15 protein-coding genes and 1 pseudogene are annotated in these 14,123 nt (G+C 56.4%); 6 read left to right on the forward strand and 10 right to left on the reverse strand.

The annotated features are described in order from the left end of the window. Positions 1-70: 70 nt before the first annotated feature. Positions 71-310 (forward strand): DUF1883 domain-containing protein, encoded by a 240-nt coding sequence (locus tag K5E19_RS05560; protein WP_010432930.1) that lies wholly within the window; start codon positions 71-73, stop codon positions 308-310. A 30-nt stretch (positions 311-340) separates the two neighbouring features. On the opposite strand, the gene K5E19_RS05565 is transcribed toward K5E19_RS05560, so the two are convergent. Beyond that, positions 341-1,036, reverse strand: a complete 696-nt coding sequence (locus K5E19_RS05565; protein ID WP_221550330.1) for a gamma-glutamylcyclotransferase — start codon at positions 1,034-1,036, stop codon at positions 341-343. A 177-nt stretch (positions 1,037-1,213) separates the two neighbouring features. Continuing rightward, positions 1,214-1,444: a putative cation transport regulator ChaB gene (gene chaB / locus K5E19_RS05570; RefSeq protein WP_032680829.1), complete on the reverse strand. Its 231-nt coding sequence runs from the start codon at positions 1,442-1,444 to the stop codon at positions 1,214-1,216. A gap of 270 nt (positions 1,445-1,714) precedes the next feature. Here chaB and chaA point away from each other — a divergent pair, with 270 nt between their 5' ends. After that, complete coding sequence (gene chaA, locus K5E19_RS05575; protein WP_010432924.1) at positions 1,715-2,815, forward strand: sodium-potassium/proton antiporter ChaA; 1,101 nt, start codon at positions 1,715-1,717, stop codon at positions 2,813-2,815. 114 nt (positions 2,816-2,929) lie between these two features. Here chaA and kdsA read toward each other — a convergent pair whose 3' ends face one another. The 6 genes and pseudogenes from kdsA to hemA form a co-directional block, all read right to left on the reverse strand. Then, a complete protein-coding gene (gene kdsA / locus K5E19_RS05580) occupies positions 2,930-3,784 on the reverse strand; it encodes a 3-deoxy-8-phosphooctulonate synthase (RefSeq protein WP_029741601.1) in 855 nt (284 codons plus the stop codon). Positions 3,785-3,820: 36 nt separating this feature from the next. After that, on the reverse strand, positions 3,821-4,630 hold the full coding sequence (gene sirB1, locus K5E19_RS05585; protein ID WP_089599489.1) for an invasion regulator SirB1: 810 nt from the start codon (positions 4,628-4,630) through the stop codon (positions 3,821-3,823). 14 nt (positions 4,631-4,644) lie between these two features. Further along, positions 4,645-4,787: pseudogene (locus K5E19_RS24220) on the reverse strand (siroheme synthase); the annotation flags it as partial. Next, positions 4,763-5,593 (reverse strand): peptide chain release factor N(5)-glutamine methyltransferase, encoded by an 831-nt coding sequence (gene prmC, locus K5E19_RS05590; protein ID WP_221550331.1) that lies wholly within the window; start codon positions 5,591-5,593, stop codon positions 4,763-4,765. The pseudogene K5E19_RS24220 and the gene prmC, both read right to left, overlap by 25 nt. Further along, the gene (gene prfA, locus K5E19_RS05595; protein WP_221550332.1) at positions 5,593-6,675 is read right to left on the reverse strand and encodes a peptide chain release factor 1; all 1,083 of its coding nucleotides are present in this window, start codon (positions 6,673-6,675) and stop codon (positions 5,593-5,595) included. Before prfA ends, prmC begins: the two co-directional genes overlap by 1 nt. A gap of 41 nt (positions 6,676-6,716) precedes the next feature. Beyond that, on the reverse strand, positions 6,717-7,973 hold the full coding sequence (gene hemA / locus K5E19_RS05600; protein ID WP_010432912.1) for a glutamyl-tRNA reductase: 1,257 nt from the start codon (positions 7,971-7,973) through the stop codon (positions 6,717-6,719). A 201-nt stretch (positions 7,974-8,174) separates the two neighbouring features. On the opposite strand from hemA, the gene lolB reads away from it, so the two are divergent. The 4 genes from lolB (at position 8,175) to dauA (ending at position 12,529) form a co-directional block, all read left to right on the forward strand. Beyond that, a complete protein-coding gene (gene lolB, locus K5E19_RS05605) occupies positions 8,175-8,786 on the forward strand; it encodes a lipoprotein insertase outer membrane protein LolB (protein WP_221550333.1) in 612 nt (203 codons plus the stop codon). Beyond that, positions 8,783-9,652 (forward strand): 4-(cytidine 5'-diphospho)-2-C-methyl-D-erythritol kinase, encoded by an 870-nt coding sequence (gene ispE / locus K5E19_RS05610; protein WP_221550334.1) that lies wholly within the window; start codon positions 8,783-8,785, stop codon positions 9,650-9,652. The genes lolB and ispE overlap by 4 nt, the downstream gene beginning before the upstream one ends. A 125-nt stretch (positions 9,653-9,777) precedes the next feature. Then, on the forward strand, positions 9,778-10,725 hold the full coding sequence (gene prs / locus K5E19_RS05615) for a ribose-phosphate diphosphokinase (protein ID WP_003856663.1): 948 nt from the start codon (positions 9,778-9,780) through the stop codon (positions 10,723-10,725). A gap of 124 nt (positions 10,726-10,849) precedes the next feature. Then, positions 10,850-12,529: a C4-dicarboxylic acid transporter DauA gene (gene dauA, locus K5E19_RS05620; RefSeq protein ID WP_221550335.1), complete on the forward strand. Its 1,680-nt coding sequence runs from the start codon at positions 10,850-10,852 to the stop codon at positions 12,527-12,529. On the opposite strand, the gene K5E19_RS05625 is transcribed toward dauA, so the two are convergent. Beyond that, positions 12,515-13,573 carry a MerR family transcriptional regulator gene (locus K5E19_RS05625; RefSeq protein WP_221550336.1) on the reverse strand — a complete coding sequence of 353 codons (1,059 nt, stop codon included), beginning with the start codon at positions 13,571-13,573 and terminating at the stop codon, positions 12,515-12,517. The two genes, dauA and K5E19_RS05625, sit on opposite strands and share 15 nt — an antisense overlap. A gap of 120 nt (positions 13,574-13,693) precedes the next feature. Beyond that, on the reverse strand, positions 13,694-13,969 hold the full coding sequence (gene ychH / locus K5E19_RS05630; protein ID WP_221550337.1) for a stress-induced protein YchH: 276 nt from the start codon (positions 13,967-13,969) through the stop codon (positions 13,694-13,696). Between the last annotated feature and the right edge of the window lie 154 nt (positions 13,970-14,123).

Raw genomic sequence — 14,123 nt, forward strand, 5'->3', positions numbered from 1 at the left:
TTGGTGTTATGCAATGAGTAAATTGTGAACAATATCACGCTCGGGATGGGCAAAATCGACGGGGTAAAAAATGGCACTGGTGAAGACAAGTTTGAAACTGTTTGGCGGGGATACGGTCGTGGTACGTTGCTCAGAACGTTGCCGCATTCATCTCATGAGTTCAAAAGCGCAGAAGCAATCGCAGGCGGATATTCTGACGGTGCAGGATGACAAGGCGTGGCTGACTGTGCCTTATACCGGCACCTGGGATGTCCTGATTGACAGCCACAGTCAATCACTGGAGCATTCGGTCAGCTACGTGGCCGCATAAAACGAACGCCCGGTTTAGCCGGGCCTTTTTTCAGGCAAAACCCGGACGTAGCGGGTTATTCAGCAGGTTCCCTTCAAGCAGCGCTTTCACCTTCACCACCAGCTCATTCAGACAGTCGTCCTTCATGCCGAGGCGGGTTAGCTCCTGGTCGAGGGAGAAGAGATACTGCGCGTTGGTGCCCAGCGGCCCGCTCGCCGCGGCAATCAGGGGCGCGATCACCTGCGTGCGGGTATCCGCTTCATACAGCGGGTGGCGCGGATCCATAATAAATACCAGCGCATTGACGGTGCGTCCGTCATCCAGTTCCAGCTTGCACCAGCTCGGCATATAGCAGCCGGTGATCATCTCGCGCTTCCAGAGCAGCGTCAGCTCGTCTTCCAGCGTGGCATCCGGCAGGCGGTAAGCGACACCCGTGGTGCGCCCGCCCTCTTTCAGTGCAAGCATGCGCCCCGGCTGGCACGCGCTGCCGCGTCCGGCGGTCAGGCGCAGGCAAAACGCGCGATGCCAGCCAGGCAAGGTTCCCGTCGCCGATTCGACAAATTCGAGAGCCGGGTTCCACATCAGCGAACCGTAGCCAAAAATCCATACCGGGCCATCATCCGGTCGGCAGGCAAGCGTGGCAGCAAGTGACGCCGCCCGTTGTTCTGCTGACCAGAGAAGCGATTCCTCAATAGCACCAAATGCCGTCTTACAATCTGCCTTCATTAAGAAATCACGCGTTAACACATTACACCTCCGCCACTGCATGCTTCCTTGCGACATCTGTAATCCGCCTTCCCGGCATTTTTTGCTGGTCATTTTGCCAGCAGTTAAATAACGATAAGCAATTAGCGGACCAGTTGCAATACAACGGAAGTTCAACCGCCTGAAAAGTCAAAATGCAGGCAGCTTATTATTTTGCGGCTATTTCTTTTTGTGCCATTTATCGTCGTCGCCTTTCTCGTATTCATGTTTTACGGCGGCCCAGGCAACCTTGTGCGCCGTCTCTTCACGGCTGGCATCATCCCTGCGGTCCTCTTTATCTTTGTATTGATCCCAGGCGCTGTTAAAGGCTTCTTTGTAGATATCCTGCGCGTGGGCAGGGAGGACGTGCTGGACGCTATCGGGTAATTCGCGTTTCGTTTTGTATGGCATCGAAAACCTCTCTTTTTGCTAAAGAGATAAGTGTGGTTGAGGATACCTTCGCCTGCCAGGTTGATTTCATTTATGCTTAAACAATGAATCTAATTAACTGTAATACGGTGCTATTTTATTGATAATTGCTATTTATAGGCGTAATAATAAATATTAACCTCAAACAGTAAAATTAAGTAAAACTTCAACGGTATTTAACAGATATCTGTTAGTTTAATGCCCTCAAAAATCTATCTATAATTACAAGCACCTGCATTGATGGAGAAGCACATGACAACAACACACGAGGCGGTTAAGACCCGCCACAAGGAGACGTCGCTCATTTTCCCGGTTCTGGCACTGGCTGTGCTGCTCTTCTGGGGAAGCAGTCAGTCACTGCCAGTGGTGGTTGGTATCAATATTCTTGCGCTGGTGGGTATTTTAACCAGCGCCTTTAGCGTGGTTCGCCATGCAGACGTTCTGGCCCACCGTCTGGGTGAGCCTTACGGCTCGTTAATTCTCAGCCTTTCCGTTGTTATTCTCGAAGTCAGCCTGATTTCCGCGCTCATGGCGACCGGCGATGCTGCGCCGACGCTGATGCGCGACACGCTCTATTCCATCATTATGATTGTGACGGGCGGCCTTGTGGGCTTCTCTCTGCTGCTGGGCGGCCGCAAGTTCGCGACCCAGTATATGAACCTGTTCGGCATTAAACAGTACCTGATTGCCCTCTTCCCGCTGGCGATTATCGTGCTGGTGTTCCCTATGGCGCTGCCGGGCGCAAACTTCTCTACCGGTCAGGCGCTGCTGGTTGCGCTCATTTCCGCCGCCATGTACGGCGTGTTCCTGTTGATTCAGACCAAAACGCACCAGAGCCTGTTCGTGTACGAGCATGAAGATGACGGCGACGATGATGACCCGCACCACGGCAAGCCGTCGGCCCACAGCAGCGCGTGGCATACGGTTTGGCTGATCGTGCATCTGATTGCGGTGATTGCGGTCACCAAGATGAACGCCAACCCGCTGGAGACGTTGTTAACCGAGCTGAACGCGCCGGTGGCGTTTACCGGTTTCCTGGTGGCGCTGCTGATCCTGTCCCCTGAAGGGCTGGGCGCGCTGAAAGCGGTGTTGAATAATCAGGTGCAGCGCGCAATGAACCTGTTCTTCGGCTCCGTACTGGCGACAATTTCACTCACTGTCCCGGTGGTGACGCTGATTGCCTTTATGACGGGCAACGAGCTGCAGTTTGCGCTGGGCGCGCCGGAGATGATTGTGATGGTGGCCTCGCTGCTGCTGTGCCAGATTTCGTTCTCTACCGGACGCACCAACGTGTTGAACGGCGCGGCGCATATGGCGTTGTTTATTGCCTATTTGATGACGATTTTTGCGTAGCCTTTTTGCCCAGCGGCGCTTCGCTTGCAGGGCCTACGGGTTTTGTAGGCCCGGTAAGCGCAGCGCCACCCGGCAATATGCTCCATAAAAAAACCCGCCGAAGCGGGTTTTTTATTAGTTGCTGGTATCCAGCTCGTCGAAGCTCTTCACCAGATCATCAATCGCTTTGATCTGCTTCAGGAACGGCTCCAGCTTATCCAGCGGCAGCGCGGATGGGCCGTCGCATTTCGCGTTAGCCGGATCCGGGTGCGCTTCAATGAACAGGCCTGCCAGGCCGGTCGCCATACCGGCACGTGCCAGCTCGGTAACCTGGGCACGACGGCCACCGGACGCGGCCCCAAACGGATCGCGGCACTGCAGGGCGTGCGTCACGTCGAAAATCACCGGAGACTGGCCGGAGACGTTCTTCATCACGCTGAAGCCCAGCATGTCGACAACCAGGTTGTCGTAACCGAAGTTTGCGCCACGGTCGCACAGGATCACCTTGTCGTTGCCACCTTCGATGAACTTATCGACGATGTTACCCATCTGCCCAGGGCTCACGAACTGTGGTTTTTTCACGTTGATAACAGCACCGGTTTTCGCCATCGCCGCAACCAGGTCGGTCTGACGCGCCAGGAACGCCGGAAGCTGAATCACGTCTACCACGTCAGCCACAGGCTGCGCCTGTGAGGCTTCATGCACGTCGGTGATCACTTTCACGCCAAAGGTCTGCTTCAGCTCCTGGAAAATTTTCATTCCCTCTTCCAGGCCCGGGCCACGGTAAGAGTTGATGGAGGAGCGGTTGGCTTTATCAAAAGAGGCCTTAAACACGTACGGGATGCCCAGCTTCTGGGTCACGGTCACGTAGTGCTCGCAGATACGCATGGCGAGGTCGCGGGATTCCAGCACGTTCATGCCGCCAAACAGCACGAACGGCAGGTCGTTTGCTACCTTGATATCACCAATGCTAACCACTTTTTGTTTCATAGGATCGCCTTATTCAGGTGTGAATCGGAATTAAGATTAATGCAGTGTAATTTGTTTGTGCGAGATCGCGTTGATCTGCGCACGAATCATTTCGCTAATCGGGTCTTCCGGACATTGCTCGACGAAATAATTCAAATCACTTAGCGCAACATGCTCGCAATCGAGCTGCGCATAAATCAGACCGCGGTCGCGAATTTCGTACGGATCTTCCGGGTTGAACTGCAGCAGCACTTCGCTGGCACGCAGCGCCAGTTCCATCTGCCGCTCTTCCATCAGCGCAGACTTTAGCGTATCCAGCAGCTTGCGGATCACTTCGGCGTTATCCGCCTCGTCGAGATCTTCGTTGAAGAGCTCGGCCACCGGGCTAATATTGCCTTTCAGCCACACGTCCAGCGTGTGCTCATCCAGCGTGTCGCCGTTGAAGGGATTAATGAGCCACATCTCGCCGTCCAGCCACTCCGCACGCAAAATCATCTGCGTCGGGAAAATGACCGGCACCAGCGGAATATCCAGACGATGGGCGACCCACAGCAAAATGGATCCCAGCGCGACGGCGCTGCCCTGACGATTCTTCAAGACCTGGTCCAGCCATAATGCGTCTGACAGGCGATACACGCCACGCGTGTCGCAGAAACCCCATTCGCCGTAGAAAAGCTCAAGCAGCTTCTCTAATTGCCAGTCCTGCGGACGCGCCTGACTGATCTCCTCCCGCGCCAGGCTGACCAGATTCTCCAGCTCAGCGTGGACGTACTGCGACGTAAAATCATCGCGAATCATTTCAGAAATCAGGATCATGCCTTCACACAGCGGCACTTTGTTAAATTCGAAATCGGCTAAGGACCTCATGACTTACCCCAGTAACGACTGCGCGTACAATGACGTCCAGACGCGATAAAACTCAAACGATGTAGATGATAACGCCAAACCACTTTTCAGTCAGCCATGCGCCTTTATCAGTTAATGGCAGATAGTGGTGATTCATACCCACTGTCCCAGCGTCAGACGTTCATTGCCGCCGTAATCGCGGCAGGTTGCGACTGCGCAATAGCCTGCGTTGCTGAACAGCGTGCGCACCGCGTTCCCTTGCGTCCAGCCATGTTCCACCAGCAGCCAGCCACCGGGAAGCAAATGTTGTCGTGACGTTGTCACAATGTGATCAAGATCGGCTAAGCCTTCATTGGCCGCGACCAGTGCAGTCAGTGGTTCGAAACGAACATCGCCCTGCGCAAGGTGCGGATCGTGTTCGTCGATATAAGGCGGGTTACTGACAATCAGCGCAAATAAGCGATTCTCCAGCGCGGAAAACCAGCTGCTTTGCAGTACCGTCACGTTGTTAAGCCCAAGACGTTCAACGTTACGCTGCGCAAGCGCCACCGCGTCGGGCATCACATCCACCGCCGTCACCGCGCAGTCGGGCCGCTCGGTGGCGAGCGCCAGCGCAATAGCGCCCGTGCCAGTGCCGAGGTCGAGAATGCTGCAGGCCGCTGTGGGTAAACGCGCCAGCACCTGCTCCACCAGACACTCGGTGTCAGGACGTGGGATCAGCGTTGCCGCCGAGACGTACAGCGGTAACGACCAGAACTCACGTTCGCCGACAAGGTGCGCCACAGGCTCGCCCGTTTTACGGCGGGCAAGCAGCGCCGCGAGCTGCGCTTCCTGTTCATCGGTCAGCAGCGTCTCACCAAATGCCAGCAGGTACGTGCGGGCTTTGCCCGTCACATGCTCAAGCAATATTTCGGCATCGCGTTTTGGGCTTTCGCTTTCTGAAAGCTCACCGACCGCCTCACGTAACCAGCGCTGAAAATCCATTATTCCTGCTCGGACAGCGCCGCCAGCTGGTCGGCCTGGTATTCCTGCACGATAGGCTCAATCAGCATATCGAGCTTGCCTTCCATTGCTTCATCCAGACGGTAGAGCGTCAGGTTGATGCGGTGGTCGGTCACGCGGCCCTGCGGGAAGTTATAGGTACGGTTACGATCGCTGCGATCGCCGCTGCCCAGCAGGTTACGACGCGTAGACGCTTCCGCCTGCTGACGTTTCGCCACTTCGGCGGCGCGGATACGTGCGCCCAGCACGGACAACGCTTTGGCTTTGTTTTTGTGCTGGGAACGTTCGTCCTGACACTCCACCACAATACCGGTTGGCAGGTGAGTAATACGGATCGCGGAGTCGGTGGTGTTAACGTGCTGACCCCCTGCCCCGGAGGAGCGGAACGTATCAATACGCAGATCCGCCGGATTGATGTCCGGCAGTTCGGCTTCCGGCAGTTCCGGCATCACCGCAACCGTACAGGCTGAGGTGTGAATACGTCCCTGAGATTCTGTCGCAGGCACGCGCTGCACGCGGTGACCGCCGGATTCAAACTTAAGACGACCATACACGCCGTCGCCGCTGATCTTGGCGATAACTTCTTTATAGCCACCGTGTTCGCCTTCGTTGGCACTCATGATCTCCACGCGCCAGCGACGGGATTCGGCGTAGCGGCTGTACATGCGGAACAGGTCACCAGCAAACAGCGCGGCTTCGTCACCGCCGGTACCGGCGCGCACTTCCACAAACGCGTTACGTTCATCGTCCGGGTCTTTCGGCAGCAGAAGCACCTGGAGCTGCTGCTCCATCTCTTCAGAACGCGCTTTTGCGTCCTGCAGCTCTTCCTGCGCCATCTCGCGCATCTCAGGATCGTCGAGCATCATCTGCGCGGTTTCAATATCTTCCTGAACCTGTCGCCAGTCGGTAAAGCATTTAGACACATCACTCAACTGCGCATATTCACGCGACAGTGCGCGAAAACGTTCCTGGTCCGCGATGGTCCCGGCATCGCCGAGCAGCGCCTGTACTTCTTCATGGCGCTCGTACAGAGCTTCCAGTTTAGCGACGATAGAAGGCTTCATAGGCGTAAGTGCACCTTGTCTTAGAAAATGGGTATAGGGCGCTATTCCAGCCCGAGGCTGTTGCGCAGAATAGTCAGGCGTTCATCATCCCCGTCACGGGCGGCCTGCTGAAGAGATTTGGTTGGTGCATGGATCAGGCGGTTGGTCAGTTTCCACGCCAGATCCTGCATGATTGCATTTGCGTCACCGCCCTGTTCCAGGGCCGCTAACGCTTTGGCAGTCAGGTCATCACGCACCTGCTCCGCCTGTCCGCGGTACTCGCGGATGGTCTCGCTGACGCTTTGCGCGCGCAGCCAGGCCATAAACTCGCTGGTTTCCTGCTCAACAATGGTTTCCGCCTGAACCGCTGCCGCTTTGCGCTGGGCAAGGTTGTGCGAAATGATGCTTTGCAGATCATCCACGCTGTAAAGATAGGCGTTCGCCAGTTTGCCCACTTCGGGTTCGACATCACGCGGGACGGCGATATCGACCAGCAGCATCGGCTGATTACGGCGGGATTTCAGCGCACGCTCCACCATCCCTTTGCCAATAATCGGCAGCGGGCTGGCGGTAGAGCTGATAATAATGTCCGCCTCTTTCAGGCGTTCATCGATGTCGCTCAGCGCAACAACCTCTGCGCCCACTTCGTCCGCCAGCACCTGCGCACGCTCGCGGGTGCGGTTGGCGATAATCATCTTTTTCACTTTATGCTCGCGCAAATGGCGCGCCACAAGTTCGATGGTTTCGCCCGCACCCACCAGCAGCACGGTGACGGTCGACAGGGATTCAAAGATTTGACGAGCGAGGGTACAGGCTGCGAAAGCAACAGAAACCGCACTGGCACCAATGTCGGTTTCGGTTCGCACTCGCTTTGCCACGGAGAACGACTTCTGGAACATACGCTCCAGCTCGCTGGCCTTCAGATGCCCTTTTTGTGAATCCGCAAAGGCCTTTTTCACCTGCCCAAGGATTTGCGGCTCGCCCAGTACCAGCGAATCCAGCCCGCTGGCCACGCGCATGAGATGGCTGACCGCATCGTTGTCCTGATGCCAGTACAGACTATTACGCAGCTCTTCTTCGTTGAGGTTGTGGTAGTCGCATAACCAGCGGATCAGCGCCTCATGCAGGTTATCCTGCTCTTCCACGCTGAGGTACAGCTCGGTACGGTTGCACGTCGAGAGCACCACGCCACCTTGCACCATCGGTTGTGCAAGCAGGCTATCCAGCGCCAGGTCGAGCGTATCCGGCGAAAACGTCACGCGTTCTCGCAGCGAAACCGGGGCTGTTTTGTGGTTGATGCCGAGTGCTAATAGGGTCATGTTGAGCGGGAGTAGTACCAGCGTTAATAAGGTTAGCAGAACGCATCATACAGGATGCGCGAGATCAATAAAAGGGACTGCCCCCTTTCGGAGTAATAGGTTACACAACCCTTTGAGATAATTTGAACGTAGACGCTAGCCCCCTTCGACGCTAGCATTAACAGTTATAACTGCAACGTATCTCAAGGATTTGTCCTCATTATGACCCGACTGATTCGCCTGCTGCCGCTGGCGGCACTGGTTCTGACCGCATGTACCGTCACCCAACCAAAAGGCCCGGGCAAAAGCCCTGATTCACCGCAGTGGCGTCAGCACCAGCAGGACGTCCGTGATTTGAGCCAGTACCAGACCCGCGGCGCTTTCGCTTATCTCTCTGACGAGCAGAAGGTTTATGCCCGTTTCTTCTGGCAGCAAACGGGTCAGGATAACTACCGTCTGCTGCTGCTGAACCCGCTGGGCAGCACCGAACTGGAGCTTATCGCTAAACCGGGCGAAGCACAGATCACTGATAACAAAGGCCAGCACTACACCGCGACAGATGCCGAAGAGATGATTAGCAAACTGACGGGGATGCCTATCCCGCTGAACAGCCTGCGCCAGTGGATCCTCGGCCTGCCAGGTGAGGCAACAGACTACCAGCTTGACGATCAATATCGTCTTAGCCAGGTGAACTACACTCAGAACGGCAAGACCTGGAAAGTGGTGTACAGCGCCTATGACAGCAAGAGTAAACCGTCGTTGCCGTCGAATATGGAGCTGACGCAAGGTAGCCAGCGCATCAAGCTGAAAATGGACAACTGGATCGTTAAATGATGACCCACTGGCCCTCTCCGGCAAAGCTGAACCTGTTTTTATACATCACCGGCCAGCGTGCTGACGGTTATCACACCCTGCAGACGCTGTTTCAGTTTATTGACTATGGCGACACGATCGCCATTGAACTGCGCCAGGACGGGCAGATTTGCCTGCTCACGCCGGTCGAAGGCGTGGCGCATGAAGACAACCTGATCGTGCGCGCCGCCCGTCTGCTGATGAAAGCCGCGGCAGACTCGGGGCGATTACCTGCAGGAAGCGGCGCGGATCTCCGCATTGAGAAGCGTTTGCCTATGGGCGGCGGGTTGGGCGGTGGCTCATCTAATGCCGCGACCATACTGGTTGCACTGAATCATCTCTGGGGCTGCGGGCTGTCGACGGACGAACTGGCCGTCTTAGGCCTGACGCTGGGGGCGGATGTCCCGGTGTTTGTTCGCGGTCATGCGGCATTTGCCGAGGGCGTTGGCGAGATCCTCACGCCGGTCGACCCGCCGGAAAAATGGTATCTGGTTGCCCACCCTGGCGTGAGCATACCCACGCCGGTCATCTTTAAAGATCCTGACCTGAAAAGAAATACCCCGGAACGGTCAATAGAAACGTTATTAAATTGTGAATTCAGCAACGATTGCGAGGATATCGCAAGAAAACGTTTTCGCGAGGTTGATGCGGTGCTTTCCTGGCTGTTAGAATACGCGCCGTCGCGCCTTACGGGTACAGGGGCCTGTGTCTTTGCTGAATTTGACACCGAATCCGCCGCTCGTCAGGTGCTTGAGCAAGCGCCGGTTTGGCTGCATGGTTTTGTAGCACGCGGGATGAACACCTCCCCCCTACAGCAGACCATACTGGCGCAGACTGAGTTTCGGTGACAACGTCACCCTGTTCCAGACGTTGCATCGCGCTCTTTAATACACCGCCTGGATAGCCTTCGCCTGGCCCGCACAGTTTGCGGCGAACGCTATCCACCACTGGACGCATGCCTGAGGTTCTTCTCGTGCCTGATATGAAGCTTTTTGCTGGTAACGCCACCCCGGAACTAGCACAACGTATTGCCAACCGCCTGTACACTTCCCTCGGCGACGCCGCCGTAGGTCGCTTTAGCGACGGCGAAGTCAGCGTACAAATTAACGAAAATGTACGCGGTGGTGATATTTTCATCATCCAGTCCACCTGTGCTCCAACGAACGACAACCTGATGGAACTGGTTGTTATGGTCGACGCTCTGCGTCGCGCTTCAGCAGGCCGTATCACTGCTGTAATCCCTTACTTCGGCTATGCCCGTCAGGACCGTCGCGTCCGTTCCGCACGTGTGCCAATCACCGCTAAAGTTGTCGCTGACTTCCTGTCCAGCGTCGGCGTTGACCGCGTACTGACTGTTGACCTGCACGCAGAGCAGATCCAGGGCTTCTTCGACGTCCCGGTTGATAACGTATTCGGCAGCCCAATCCTGCTGGAAGACATGCTGCAGCTGAACCTGGATAACCCAATCGTGGTTTCTCCGGACATCGGCGGCGTGGTACGTGCCCGTGCTATCGCTAAGCTGCTGAACGATACCGACATGGCGATCATCGACAAACGCCGTCCGCGCGCTAACGTTTCTCAGGTGATGCACATCATCGGTGACGTAGCTGGCCGTGACTGCGTTCTGGTTGACGACATGATCGATACCGGCGGTACGCTGTGTAAAGCAGCTGAAGCGCTGAAAGAGCGTGGTGCCAAGCGCGTGTTCGCTTACGCGACCCACCCGATTTTCTCCGGTAACGCGGTAAACAACCTGCGCAATTCCGTCATTGACGAAGTTGTGGTATGCGATACCATCCCATTAAGCGACGAGATCAAAGCACTGCCAAACGTGCGTACCTTGACCCTGTCCGGGATGCTGGCCGAAGCGATTCGTCGTATCAGCAACGAAGAATCCATCTCCGCAATGTTCGAACACTAATCGAACACGGCCGAAAAACCCGCTGCGGCGGGTTTTTTTGTCTCTGGGTTTTATTTGTATGATTAATGCCTCCTTCACCTGCCATTCATATGACAGATGATGCGCATACGGATGATAGATAATTGTGAAAAACGTAACCTCCTCACATGTTCTGCCCTTTCGCGCCCTCATCGACGCCTGCTGGAAAGAGAAGTACACCTCGTCACGCTTTGTCCGTGACCTGATTGCCGGGATCACCGTCGGCATTATCGCCATCCCGCTGGCGATGGCGCTGGCGATTGGCAGCGGCGTTGCGCCGCAGTACGGTCTGTACACCTCGGCCGTTGCCGGGATAGTCATTGCCCTGACGGGCGGCTCGCGCTTCAGCGTCTCCGGCCCGACCGCCGCCTTTGTGGTGATCCTCTACCCGGTTTCGCAGCAGTTTGGCCTGGCTGGCCTGCTTGTCGCCACCCTGATGTCCGGCGTCTTTTTGATTCTGTTTGGCCTGGCCCGATTTGGGCGGCTGATCGAGTACATCCCCCTCTCCGTGACGCTGGGGTTCACCTCAGGGATTGGTATTACCATCGGAACCATGCAGATCAAGGACTTCCTCGGCCTGCAGATGGCTCATGTTCCTGAGCACTATTTACAGAAAGTGGGGGCGCTGTTTATGGCGCTGCCCACCGCTAACCTGGGCGACGCCGCCATCGGGATTGTGACGCTGGGCACGCTGATCGTCTGGCCTCGTCTGGGGATCCGCCTGCCGGGTCACCTGCCCGCGCTACTGCTGGGCTGCGCGGTGATGGCTATCGTCAATATGTTCGGCGGTCACGTCGCGACTATAGGCTCGCAGTTCCACTATGTTCTGGCGGACGGTTCACAGGGCAGCGGCATTCCGCAACTGCTGCCGCAGCTGGTGCTGCCGTGGGACATGCCCGGCTCCAGCTTTACCCTAAGCTGGAATTCCCTTCGTGCCCTCCTTCCCGCCGCGTTCTCTATGGCGATGCTGGGGGCGATTGAATCCCTGCTCTGCGCCGTCGTGCTGGACGGCATGACCGGCACCAAACACAAAGCCAACAGCGAGCTGGTCGGTCAGGGATTAGGCAACCTCGTCGCGCCGTTCTTCAGCGGTATTACCGCAACGGCAGCCATCGCCCGCTCTGCTGCCAACGTGCGCGCGGGGGCAACCTCACCCGTTTCGGCGGTAATCCACTCCGTGCTGGTGATCCTCGCCCTGCTGATCCTCGCCCCGCTGCTCTCCTGGCTGCCGCTTTCCGCCATGGCTGCCCTGCTGCTGATGGTTGCCTGGAATATGAGCGAGGCGCATAAGGTGGTGAACCTGCTGCGTCGCGCGCCGAAAGACGACATCATCGTGATGCTTATCTGCATGTCGCTGACCGTGCTGTTCGATATGGTTATCGCCATTAGCGTCGGGATCGTGCTGGCATCCCTGCTGTTTATGCGCCGTATCGCGCAAATGACGCGCCTTTCTCCGGTTAACGTCGAGGTGCCTGACGATGTGCTGGTGCTGCGCGTGATTGGCCCGCTGTTCTTCGCCGCGGCGGAAGGTCTGTTCAGCGATCTGGAGTCCCGCATCGCGGGTAAACGGGTTGTGGTGCTGAAATGGGATGCTGTACCGGTGCTGGATGCAGGTGGCCTGGATGCCTTCCAGCGCTTTGTTGCACGTCTGCCGGAAGGCTGCGAGCTGCGGGTGAGTAACCTGGAATTCCAGCCTCTGCGCACCATGGCGCGCGCGGGCGTGCAGCCTATCCCTGGCCGACTCTCCTTCTATCCTAACCGTGAAGCCGCATTAGCGGATCTGTGAGTGACCTGATGCAGAGAAACGTCTTTGCATCATCACCCCGATCGCCTGCTGGAGCCACGCAAGCACGGCAGGCGTCATCCATGTTCCTTTCATCAGGTGCGCCTCCTGCTGCATTGCAGCGCGAAACTTTTGCTGAGTTTCCGGGTTGGTGCCCGCGTAAGACTGGAACAATGCCAGCCAGTTTTCAGCCAGCTTTTGCGCCTCCTCCGAGGCAGGATCACTATTTTCCCGCTGCGCCTGATGCAGTTTCGCCACCAGCGGCGGCCACTCCATCATGCGGTCAAAGTAGTGTGCCCGGGTAAAGGCCATCTCTTCGGCAGTGAGATACTTCTCCCATATGCTGAGCTTGGATTCCGCAAACGCGCGCGTGATGTAATCCGTCATCTCCGGCGTGATGCCGGTCTGCGCCTGCATCTGTGGTTCAACGCTGTGCATCTCGTTTAGCCGGGTGAGAAACTCCGGCTTGCCCGCCGTGTCCTGCTCCAGGCGTTCCATCCAGCGCGTCGCCAGGTCCATCGCCCGCGCGTCAGTAACGGGTATATGTTGCTCCAGAAGCGTTTTGACCTCTGCAACCAGCCCTGACCAGATAGCCGCCAGCGCATCCTTCTGCACCGCAAACGGCAGCTGCTGTAACTCTTCTTTGCTAAACCAGCGATCATACATATTCATTAACTCCAGAGTCTGTAGCCAGGATTCCAGATCCGGCGTCGCATCGTCGATAAGCCCGGTCCGCAGCTCCACCAGACGTTCGCGCAGCGTATGTATGCTGCGCAGCTGTTTATCCAGCAGCGTGATTTGCGCATCGAGTAACTCGGTCAACGACAGTGACTCCTGTTCCAGGAAATCCCTGATTTCAGCAAGTTCCAGCCCCGCTTTTGCCAGCGCCTGGATCATGTGCAGACGCTGGACATCTGCCAGGTTGTAAAGCCGGTAACCTGCCGCGCTTCTGGCAGAAGGCAGCAACAACCCTGTTTGCTCATAGTGGTGCAATGTCCGCACGGTGATCCCGGCACGTTTCGCCAGCTCACCCACCTGAATCAACATAACTGCTCCTTTTTCTTTGCCAGTGGCGCCACTCTGGAGCCTTACGTTACGTGAGGGTCAAGTCTTAAAGCAAAAAAAACGGCTCCCTCGGGAGCCGTTTCGGTGTTCTATATTGTAGCGCTAGCTGTGTTTATGCTGGTCGCGACGACAGCGTTTATCGTAGTGGCGCACCCACCAGTACTTGTCACACACTTCCTCATGGCCACTCACGCGAGCCCCTGCCAGCCACAATACTGCACCAACGAAGATGCTCAATATCGCGCCATGCGCGAAGTATTGCGGGAGATCAATCTGCGGCAGCTGGTTTAATATTGAATAGCCCACGCCGGCTACCATCACGAAAAGCCCCAACCCCATCAGCACGTTACCGAGTATCGAAGCGTTTTTGCGTTTCATGTGTCACCTCCGGAACTTTGGGTTGTCAGGGGAAAAGCCCCTAATCCTTGTGTGTAAAGTATAGACAACGCCCCTTTTATGAGTTGCGTGAATGATCACAATTACAGATAACTCCCAAACAAAAGTTTACAAATAAGACTTTGAACAGCTTGAA

Origin of the sequence: Enterobacter sp. RIT637 (genome assembly GCF_019718755.1) — a bacterium.
GTDB lineage: Bacteria > Pseudomonadota > Gammaproteobacteria > Enterobacterales > Enterobacteriaceae > Enterobacter.